Raw genomic sequence first — 8499 nt, forward strand, 5'->3', positions numbered from 1 at the left:
CGGCGTACTGGATCGTCCGCTTTCACGGACGATGACAGCGGGGGGAGGCCACCATTTTCCGCATCAATAGGACCGATACGTTGGAAACGGTGTTCTAGATGCCCGCGGCAAGCTCTGAAACCGGCTGGATCGTAGGCGGGGTGGTCGCGGCGGCGGTCGTCCCCGCGCTCGCGATCGGCCTGAGCATGCCGTTCTGGCTCGCCTGCATCATCGGCGTGGCGGCCGGGGGCGGGGCCGTTGCCGCGCTTGCGCCGCGCGAGGCCTTTCCGCTGCTCGATGCCAGCGGCGTCGCGCGCGGCAAGGTGACGTTCGCCCGCGAGCTCTTGACCGAGGCGGCGCCGCAAGCCGCGCGGCTGGACCAGGCGGCAACGCAGATTCGTGACCGCAAGGTGATCGAATGCGTGCGCCACATGGCGGTCATTGCCAGGCGGATCTTTGCGGCCATCGAGAAGGACCCGCTCCGGCTCGATCGCGTCAGGCGCTTTCTCACTTATTATCTGCCGCGCGCGGCCGAGATCGCCCAGGCCTATGGTGAGCTGGAACGGACCACCGTGCCGGATCTGCAGCGGCTGACCGCCACGCGCGAGCTGATCGAGCGGCTCGATAGCGCCTTCACGCGCTATGCCACCAATCTCGAGGATGCCGATCTCGACAAGCTCGACATCGAGATGAAGCTCTTGAAGAGCGCGCTCGACGAGGATCTTGGGCCGGCGGCATCGCGCCCGCCTGCGCTCGATTCCGCGCACGGGACCAATCAGGATAAGAGTGAGGGGAGGGGTTGATGGCCATTTCGCGCCGAGCTCTCGGGATCGGCCTGCTCGCGACCAGCGCCGCGGCCACCGGCGGCTACGTCTATCTCACCCAGCATCCGGAGATCGCAGGTCCGCTCGGCAAGGCGAAGCAGCTGTTCGGCTTTGCCGGCGGCGAGAAGGAAGGCTTCATCAACAACAGCCGCGTGCGCGGCCTCCTGGAACGTCGCTTCGGGCTGGTGCTCGACGCGCGCCGCGCCGGCTCGGTCGAGATGGTGCGCGAACACGCGCTGTTGGATCAGAAGCCGCAATTCCTGTGGCCGTCGTCCTCCGTCCTGGTCGAGGTGGCGCGCCAGTCGGGGGTGAAGATCTCGCGCGACCAGGTGATCTTCAATTCGCCGATCGTGCTCTATTCCTGGGATCGCATCGCCGACGGATTGGTGAAGGCGGGGATTGCCGAGCCCGCCGGCGGCCCGCGCTATACGGTCGATCTGTTGAAGCTGTTGAAGGCGATCATCGCGGGTGACGGCTGGGCCCAGATCGGCGTGGCCGATCTGTTCGGCCGCGCCCGCATCGTGTCCACCGATCCCAACCGCTCCAATTCCGGTTTCATGTTCGCAGGCCTCGCCGCCAGCCTGTTGAGCGGCGACGTGATCGGGCTCGATACGCTTCCCCGTATCGACGGCGATGTCGGCACCGTATTTAAACGGATGGGTTTCAAGCCGCCGTCCTCGGGCAAGCTGTTCGACGACTACATCGCCGGCGGCGCCGGCGCTCAGCCTTTGATCGTCGGCTATGAGAACCAGTTGGTCGAATGGGTGTTGCAGGATCCGGACCGCTGGAAGCGGGTCGAGGCCAATGCGCCCGCCAAGCCCGTGATCATGTATCCGCGGCCGACGGTGTTTTCGGCGCATCCCTTGATCAGCGTCGAGCGTGGCGCCGACCAGCTGATCGATGCGCTCACCAGCGAGGCGGTGCTCGAGCTCGCCTGGGAGGATCACGGCTTCCGCGGCCCGCTCGGCACCATCGGCAAGGCCAAGAACCCGCTGTTGGAGGCGCGGCTGATCGATCGGATCGATGCGGTGCTGCCGATGCCGGACGCGCCGGTCATGATGGCGCTCTTGGATCATCTCGCGGCATGAATGGCAGCGCGCTCACAGTCGCGTGTTCAATCCCTAATCAGCGATTGACGCTCATCGAAATTCGCACGCTCAACGATAAGATTCGCCTCGGGTGTGACTCAAAAACCAATGCGAATCAGCAATCAGGAGTTACGCCACATCAAACACTAAATTTATCTTCCGCGAATCAGCTCAGTGATCCATTTTTGGCCGGGGTCAATCTGGAGGCCAAAGTATGAACGTTATTGTTTTCGCATCGCGTAAAGGGGGGTCGGGCAAAAGTACGCTTGCCGCTCACCTCGCTGCGCAGATCAAGGCGAGCAAATCTTGTTTGCTCATCGATGCCGATCCGCAGGGGTCGCTGACGCTCTGGCACAAATTGCGCGGCACCAACGAGCCGCCGATCAAGACCGCCGTGAACTCGGTGAGCGGGATCGTCGCCGCCGCCCGGCGCGAGGGTGTCGAGTGGGTGCTGATCGATACGCCGCCGACCGTTTCGGCCGTCGTCGAAGACGCGATCAAGAATGCCACCATGGTCATCATTCCCGCGCGCCCGGGCGTGTTCGACGTCAACGCGGTGCAGGAGACGATCCAGACCTGCCGCGCCGCCCGCAAGCCTTATGCCGTGGTGCTGAACGGCGCGCCGGCCCGTCGCGACGAGGCCGAAAGCCCGATCGTCACCATCGCCCGCGAAGCGCTGGCCAAGTTCAAGGCGCCGGTGTGGGGTGGTCAGATCACCAACCGAGCCGATCTTCTGATGGCGCTGGGTCAGGGCGAAGGCGTGCGCGAATATTATGCCGAGGGCCGTGCCGCGGCGGAGATTGCCAGGCTCTGGGCCGCGATCGAGCGTTCGGTGAAGGCGATCCGAGGTACCGTGTCGTCAAACGGCACGATGCACAAGCAGGCGGCTTGATCTCGCGCGAAAGCCAGGCCTCCAGCGCGCGGCCTGTCGCCTCTTGTGTTGTCTGGTGGTGTAGAGCTCGATGCCGCGCGGCGGCGCGGCTGAGGGCTACGCGACCATCAACAGATAAAACGCGATCGCCGGCGTCAGGGTCAGAATCACCGACCAGATGCCGATACCCCAAAGGATGTCTTCCCGCGTAAAACCCTGCTGGCCAGGGTATGCATGATCTTGCAAAGCCACGACGCCCCCGCGTTCTGCTCTTTGCAAGTTTGATATTGGAATAGTTTTAAAAATCCGGTTGCGCCGTCCTTCAAATCTTTTCGTCCCTGCTACCTCGGATTAACCAGCAGCACCCGGCGAGATCTCGCCGGCGGGCCGCGCCGGGCAGAGCCGACGCGGCGGCATTGGTCACGCCACCCGTGCCGGGGCCGTCGTGCGCGCCGCCATCTCCTGATCGAGGCGGGCGGCAAGCTCGACCCCCACCTCTACCATCGGCAGGCGCACCTCGGGACTTGCGATGAGCCCGGTGCGGGCCAGCCAGTACTTTGCCGGCGCCGGGCTTGGTTCGGCAAACAAAAGCCGCGTCAGGTTCTCGACCGCTTGCCAGCACGCTGCGGCGCCATCGCGATCACCGGCCTTGAGGTGGGTCTGGACCCTCGCAAACGTTTCGGTCTCGACATGCGCGGAGAGCAGGATCGCGCCATCGGCGCCGGCGTCAAGCGCATCGAAGCTCTGCGCATCTTCGCCCGTCAGCACGCGAAAGCCGTCCGGCCTCCTCGCGAGCAGCTCGCGGGTCTGGGCGCGATTGGCGCAGCAATCCTTCAGCCCGACAATGTTGGGGTGTTGGGCGAGCCGCAGCAGGGTTTCGTTCTCGATCGCAACCGCGGACCGGTAGGGGATGTTGTAGAGGACGATCGGATGCGCGGCGTGCTCCGCCAGCGCGGTGAAATGCCGGATCAGTCCGCGCTGGGACGGCCTGAGATAATAAGGGCTCGAGACCAGATAGCCATCGACCGGCCAGGCCGCCGTCCGGTCCAGGGCCTCAAGCAATTCGGATGTCGCCGCGCCGGCGAGCCCGAAACAGATCGGCAAGGATCGGCCGATCGCCGCCAGCTCGGCGTGCACGACTGCGACGAGGCGCTCGCGTTCCGGCCATGACAGCAACAGGCCTTCGCCGGAGCTTGCGGCCAGGATCAGCCCGTCGATCGGCTTGTCCGCATAGTGGCGCACAAGATTGCGCAGCGACGGTTCGTCAAGTGCACCATCGCGGAATGGGGTGACGAGCGGCAGCCAGAGGCCGTGCAGCAGGTCTTGAAGGTCGGTCATGGTCCATCTCCTTGTGGTTGAGTGCCGGGGAGACGGAGCCAACAAAAAACCCCGTCCTTGCGGCGGGGCTTTGCGAAGCGGCGGTGAAATCTAGCGCGCGCGTCCACACCTCCCCGAATGGGGAGCTTTTTTCGACGACAGCTTGGCAGACGACGATGTGGACATGGCACCTACATGCGTTGGAAAAGGCTGCGCTGTCAACGAGGCGGCTTGTTGCGCGCAAAAAACGCCGGACAAAAAAATAGCCGGGCCCAATGAGCCCGGCTGTGGAGGTTTGGCCTATGAAGGCCGACACAATCACCTTCCAAGAGGGATGCCTGAGCGCCCGCGCCACTGGAGGAGGGGGACAAATGCGCAACGCGAGCGCTCAGCACACAGATATTATGGTGCCCGTTACCGCTGCCCAGCAACCCATGCGAGCCGCATGTCAGACATGCGCAAAATCAGGACGGCCAGCGCTGCGCTTTGCTCACGACAAAGTCACGGAACACCTGCACGCGCGCGACCGTCTTCAACTCCTCGGGATAGACAAAATAGGTGTCGAGCTGGATCGAATCCGACTCACCGAAGAGCTGCACGAGGCGGCTGTTTTCTTCGACCAGGTAGTCCGGCAGCGCGGCGATGCCGAGGCCCTGCTGACAGGCACGCACCAATCCCAAGATGTTGTTGACCTTGAAATAGGCCTCGCGCGGACCGGAACCGTTGCGGCCGGCCTCGACCAGCCAGTTGCGGTTCTGCAGATGCGGCGCGACCTGGCCGTCGGCCAGGGTGATGATGCGGTGATTGTCGAGTTCGTCAAGGGTCCGCGGCGTGCCGAAGCGCTTCACATATTCCGGCGAGCAATAGGCGTGGAAGCCCATCGCGAATAGCTTGCGCTGGATCAGGTCGGGCTGCGTCGGCTTGCGGGTGCGGATCGCAACGTCGGCCTCACGCATTGACAGATCGAGCTCTTCGTCAGTGACGATCAGCGAGATCCGGATCTCCGGATACAGCGCGGTGAATTCGCCGAGCCGCGGGATCAGCCAGTTGATGCCGACGCCCGGCGTGGTCGTGATCTTGAGGTCGCCGCTCGGCCGTTCGCGGCTGTCGGTCAGCTTGGCGCGTGCCGCCTGCAGCTGCATGAACACGTCATGCGCCGTGCGGAATAGGAGGTCGCCCTGCTCGGTCAGGATCAGTCCGCGCGCATGGCGGTGGAACAGCGAGACCGCCAGCTCCTGTTCGAGCGCGCTGACCTGGCGCGACACCGCCGATTGGGACAGGCCAAGCTGCTCCCCGGCATGCGTGAAGCTGCCAGCTTCCGCCGCTGCGTGAAACACCTTCAGCTTGTCCCAATCCATGTCCGTAAATCCGTCGCGGGTTCGTGCCATCGTGAATTCATTCCGCTGCTGCGCGTTCGCCCGCGGCATGCGCGAGGAAGCGTTCCGCCTCGAGCGCGGCCATGCAGCCCATGCCGGCCGCGGTGACCGCCTGGCGGTACGTCTCGTCGGCCACGTCGCCTGCTGCGAACAGGCCGGGCACCGAGGTCGCTGTCGAATTCGGGGCGACCTCGACATAGCCGGATGGCCTTAGCTTGACCTGGCCCGCGACGAGGTCGGTCGCAGGCGCATGTCCGATCGCGATGAAGACGCCGTCGGCCTTGATCTCGGTGACCGCGCCGGTCTTAATGTCTTTCAGCCGGACATGGGTGACCTTGGCGGGCTCGCTGGCGCCGCAGACTTCGTCGAGCACGCTGTCCCACACCACCTTGATCTTGGGATGCTTGAAAAGTCGCTCCTGCAGGATGCGCTCGGCGCGGAAATGGTCGCGCCGATGCACGACCGTGACCGATGCCGCGAAATTGGTCAGGAACAGCGCCTCCTCGACTGCGGTGTTGCCGCCGCCGACCACGATCACGTCCTTGCCGCGATAGAAGAAGCCGTCACAGGTCGCGCAGGCGGAGACGCCGAAACCCTTGAACTTGTCCTCGGAGGGAATGTTGAGCCAGCGCGCCTGGGCGCCGGTCGCGAGGACCACGGTTTCCGCGAGATAGGTGTCGCCGGAATCACAGGTCAACCGGAACGGGCGTCGCGACAGGTCCAGCTTGGTGACGTAGTCGGTCTTGATCTGGGTGCCGACATGCGCCGCCTGCTTCTCCATCTGCTCCATCAGCCAGGGACCCTGGATCACGTCTGCGAAACCGGGATAGTTCTCGACGTCCGTGGTGATCGTCAGCTGGCCGCCCGGCTGGATGCCCTGAATCAGGATCGGCTCCAGCATGGCTCGGGCTGCGTAGATCGCGGCCGTGTAGCCGGCCGGGCCGGAACCAATGATGACGACCTTGGCGTGGATCGGAGCTTGCATGGGGTGGATTTCTCGCTGGCGGGGGCATTTTGGCGAGGTGGCGACCGGAATGTGTCGACACACGTCCCCGCGGCCCCCATCGAAAGTGTCAAATCCAAGTCTAAGGCATCTGGCTAGCCATGCAAGAATTGCAACGCATCTCAGCGAATTTTCCCTTCACGACCCGGTCATCTCGGGAAAACTGCGCAATAAAATTGCTCAAACCTGCCGACCTGGGCTAAGACAGTTCCGTCCGTTCCGATGACCCGGCGGTCATCCGCTGAAGCTCCCGCCAGGACCCCATATCCCCGTGTCGAAGAATCTTGACGAGATTGATCTCAAAATCCTGAGCGAGATCCAGGCTGACGGCCGGATCACCAATGTCGAGCTCGCCAAGCGGGTCGGCATCTCGCCACCGCCCTGCCTGCGGCGGGTGCGGACGCTGGAAGAGGAGGGCTACATCACCGGTTACCGGGGCCTGCTGGATCCGCGCAAGCTCGGCTTCGACGTGACGGTGTTTGCGGCCGTCCATCTCTCCAGCCAGGCCGACGCCGACCTGAAGGCCTTTGAGGAGTTTGTACGCGCCGAGCCGCTGGTACGCGAATGCTGGATGCTGTCGGGCGAGGTCGACTTCATCCTGAAATGCGTGGCGCCCGACATGGCGACGTTCCAGGAATTCGTCACCCATCTGACGGCGGCACCTCACGTCCGCAATGTCAGGACGTCGTTGGTGCTGCACAATTCGAAGTACGAGGCCGCGGTTCCGCTCGGGGTCAAGGGGCCGAGATAAACTTGACTGTCATTCCGGGGCAGCCCCGCAGGGGCTGAACCCGGAATCTCGAGATCGTCATCAAGCCCGGGATTCCCCCATGCGCAAACGCGCATCTGAGGTTCGATGCTGGCGCATCGCCCCGGAATGACGTTGGATCAAATGACCTCAGCCCTTCTTCCGCAGCATGGCATCCAGGCTGATCGGGCCGCCGCCCGCAGTCGCGAGATACAGGCAGGCGAAGCAGAGCGCGATGGCGAGCGAGCCATTGTTGACCACCGGGAAAAAGCTCCGCGGGGCGTGGCTGATGAAATAGGCGAACGCCATCTCACCGGAGAGGATGAACGCGACCGGCTGCGTGAACAGGCCGAGTATCAACAACCCGCCGAGGGTCAGCTCGATCATGCCGGCAGCGCCGTACAGCGACATCAGTTCGACCTTGGCGAACGGCGATTCCGCCGGGATCTTCAGAATTTTTGCGACGCCAAACTGGAACAACATCAGTCCCGTGATGAAGCGAAACAGGCTGAGCGCCACTGGCCGATATTTGGAAAAGATCTGCTCCATACTTGTCATCCCCCGATTGAAGCGAACCGGTTTCATTACTAGCGCAACAGCCGGATTTCGTCACCCGCCGGGATTTCCACCGCTCGCCCGCCGAGGCTCAGACGCATCACACCGGGCGACCCCACCACACCTTGCAGCGTGGCAAAAAGGCCGCGCAGGACGCGCGGCCTTTTTGACTTCAAGACATCCGAGAAAAGCTAGCGCCACTCCACCTTGGCGATCTCGTAGGACTTGGCGCCGCCTGGGGCCATCACCTCGACCGAGGCGCCCTTCTTCTTGCCGATCAAGGCGCGGCCCAGCGGCGAGGTGATGGAGATCTTGCCCTTCTTGGCATCGGCCTCGACCTCACCGACGATCTGCCACACCGTCTTCTTCTCGGTATCCTCGTCGATCAGGGTGACGGTGGCGCCGAACTTGATGGTGTCGCCGGAGAGCTTGGTGACGTCGATCACATCGGCGCGCGCAAGCTTGTCTTCAATCTCGGCGATGCGGCCCTCGTTGTGCGACTGCTCTTCCTTCGCAGCGTGATACTCGGCGTTCTCCGAGAGGTCGCCATGCGAACGCGCCTCGGCGATGTGTTCGATGATACGTGGACGGTCCACCTGCTGACGGCGCTTCAGTTCGTCTTCGAGCGCGGCATAGCCGCCCGAGGTCATAGGAACCTTTTCCATCGTCTCTTCTCGTCCTTCGATCGCGCGGGCGGGAGGCGTGAGCCCGCACGAGTAGTCGTTTCAGATTAAGCTT

The 8499-nt window shown here is 63.6% G+C and carries 10 protein-coding genes; 4 read left to right on the forward strand and 6 right to left on the reverse strand.

Annotation, left to right across the window (positions count from 1 at the left end; translation table 11 throughout):
• The first annotated feature begins 98 nt into the window (after nt 1-98).
• From BRAS3843_RS21740 to BRAS3843_RS21750, 3 genes are all read left to right on the forward strand, one after another.
• Complete coding sequence (locus tag BRAS3843_RS21740; protein WP_008971201.1) at nt 99-782, forward strand: 5-bromo-4-chloroindolyl phosphate hydrolysis family protein; 684 nt, start codon at nt 99-101, stop codon at nt 780-782.
• Nucleotides 782-1891 (forward strand): hypothetical protein, encoded by a 1110-nt coding sequence (locus BRAS3843_RS21745; RefSeq protein ID WP_008971202.1) that lies wholly within the window; start codon nt 782-784, stop codon nt 1889-1891. The genes BRAS3843_RS21740 and BRAS3843_RS21745 overlap by 1 nt, the downstream gene beginning before the upstream one ends.
• Nucleotides 1892-2105: 214 nt before the next feature.
• A complete protein-coding gene (locus BRAS3843_RS21750) occupies nt 2106-2783 on the forward strand; it encodes a ParA family protein (protein WP_008971203.1) in 678 nt (225 codons plus the stop codon).
• A gap of 96 nt (nt 2784-2879) precedes the next feature.
• On the opposite strand, the gene BRAS3843_RS42535 is transcribed toward BRAS3843_RS21750, so the two are convergent.
• The 4 genes from BRAS3843_RS42535 to trxB form a co-directional block, all read right to left on the reverse strand.
• Nucleotides 2880-3014, reverse strand: coding sequence for a hypothetical protein (locus BRAS3843_RS42535; RefSeq protein ID WP_277996487.1), 135 nt, complete (start codon nt 3012-3014; stop codon nt 2880-2882).
• A gap of 168 nt (nt 3015-3182) precedes the next feature.
• The gene (dapA, locus tag BRAS3843_RS21755) at nt 3183-4100 is read right to left on the reverse strand and encodes a 4-hydroxy-tetrahydrodipicolinate synthase (protein WP_008971204.1); all 918 of its coding nucleotides are present in this window, start codon (nt 4098-4100) and stop codon (nt 3183-3185) included.
• A 443-nt stretch (nt 4101-4543) separates the two neighbouring features.
• Nucleotides 4544-5467, reverse strand: a complete 924-nt coding sequence (locus BRAS3843_RS21760; protein WP_008971205.1) for a LysR family transcriptional regulator — start codon at nt 5465-5467, stop codon at nt 4544-4546.
• 7 nt (nt 5468-5474) lie between these two features.
• Nucleotides 5475-6440: a thioredoxin-disulfide reductase gene (gene trxB / locus BRAS3843_RS21765; RefSeq protein WP_008971206.1), complete on the reverse strand. Its 966-nt coding sequence runs from the start codon at nt 6438-6440 to the stop codon at nt 5475-5477.
• A gap of 289 nt (nt 6441-6729) precedes the next feature.
• Between trxB and BRAS3843_RS21770 the strand changes: the two genes are divergently transcribed.
• On the forward strand, nt 6730-7209 hold the full coding sequence (locus BRAS3843_RS21770) for an Lrp/AsnC family transcriptional regulator (RefSeq protein ID WP_008971207.1): 480 nt from the start codon (nt 6730-6732) through the stop codon (nt 7207-7209).
• Between the two features lie 147 nt (nt 7210-7356).
• On the opposite strand, the gene BRAS3843_RS21775 is transcribed toward BRAS3843_RS21770, so the two are convergent.
• Both BRAS3843_RS21775 and greA read right to left on the reverse strand, forming a co-directional pair.
• On the reverse strand, nt 7357-7755 hold the full coding sequence (locus BRAS3843_RS21775; protein ID WP_008971208.1) for a DoxX family protein: 399 nt from the start codon (nt 7753-7755) through the stop codon (nt 7357-7359).
• A gap of 197 nt (nt 7756-7952) precedes the next feature.
• Nucleotides 7953-8426, reverse strand: a complete 474-nt coding sequence (greA, locus tag BRAS3843_RS21780; protein ID WP_008971209.1) for a transcription elongation factor GreA — start codon at nt 8424-8426, stop codon at nt 7953-7955.
• Between the last annotated feature and the right edge of the window lie 73 nt (nt 8427-8499).

Origin of the sequence: Bradyrhizobium sp. STM 3843, from assembly GCF_000239815.1 — a bacterium.
In the GTDB taxonomy this organism is placed as follows: Bacteria; Pseudomonadota; Alphaproteobacteria; order Rhizobiales; family Xanthobacteraceae; genus Bradyrhizobium.

Excerpts from the sequence above, each read along its gene's own strand:
- BRAS3843_RS21740 (WP_008971201.1), top strand. The coding sequence starts at position 99 with ATGCCCGCGGCAAGCTCTGAAACCGGCTGGATCGTAGGCGGGGTGGTC.
- BRAS3843_RS21745 (WP_008971202.1), top strand. The coding sequence starts at position 782 with ATGGCCATTTCGCGCCGAGCTCTCGGGATCGGCCTGCTCGCGACCAGC.
- BRAS3843_RS21750 (WP_008971203.1), top strand. The coding sequence starts at position 2,106 with ATGAACGTTATTGTTTTCGCATCGCGTAAAGGGGGGTCGGGCAAAAGT.
- dapA (WP_008971204.1), bottom strand. The coding sequence starts at position 4,100 with ATGACCGACCTTCAAGACCTGCTGCACGGCCTCTGGCTGCCGCTCGTC.
- BRAS3843_RS21760 (WP_008971205.1), bottom strand. The coding sequence starts at position 5,467 with ATGGCACGAACCCGCGACGGATTTACGGACATGGATTGGGACAAGCTG.
- trxB (WP_008971206.1), bottom strand. The coding sequence starts at position 6,440 with ATGCAAGCTCCGATCCACGCCAAGGTCGTCATCATTGGTTCCGGCCCG.
- BRAS3843_RS21775 (WP_008971208.1), bottom strand. The coding sequence starts at position 7,755 with ATGGAGCAGATCTTTTCCAAATATCGGCCAGTGGCGCTCAGCCTGTTT.
- greA (WP_008971209.1), bottom strand. The coding sequence starts at position 8,426 with ATGGAAAAGGTTCCTATGACCTCGGGCGGCTATGCCGCGCTCGAAGAC.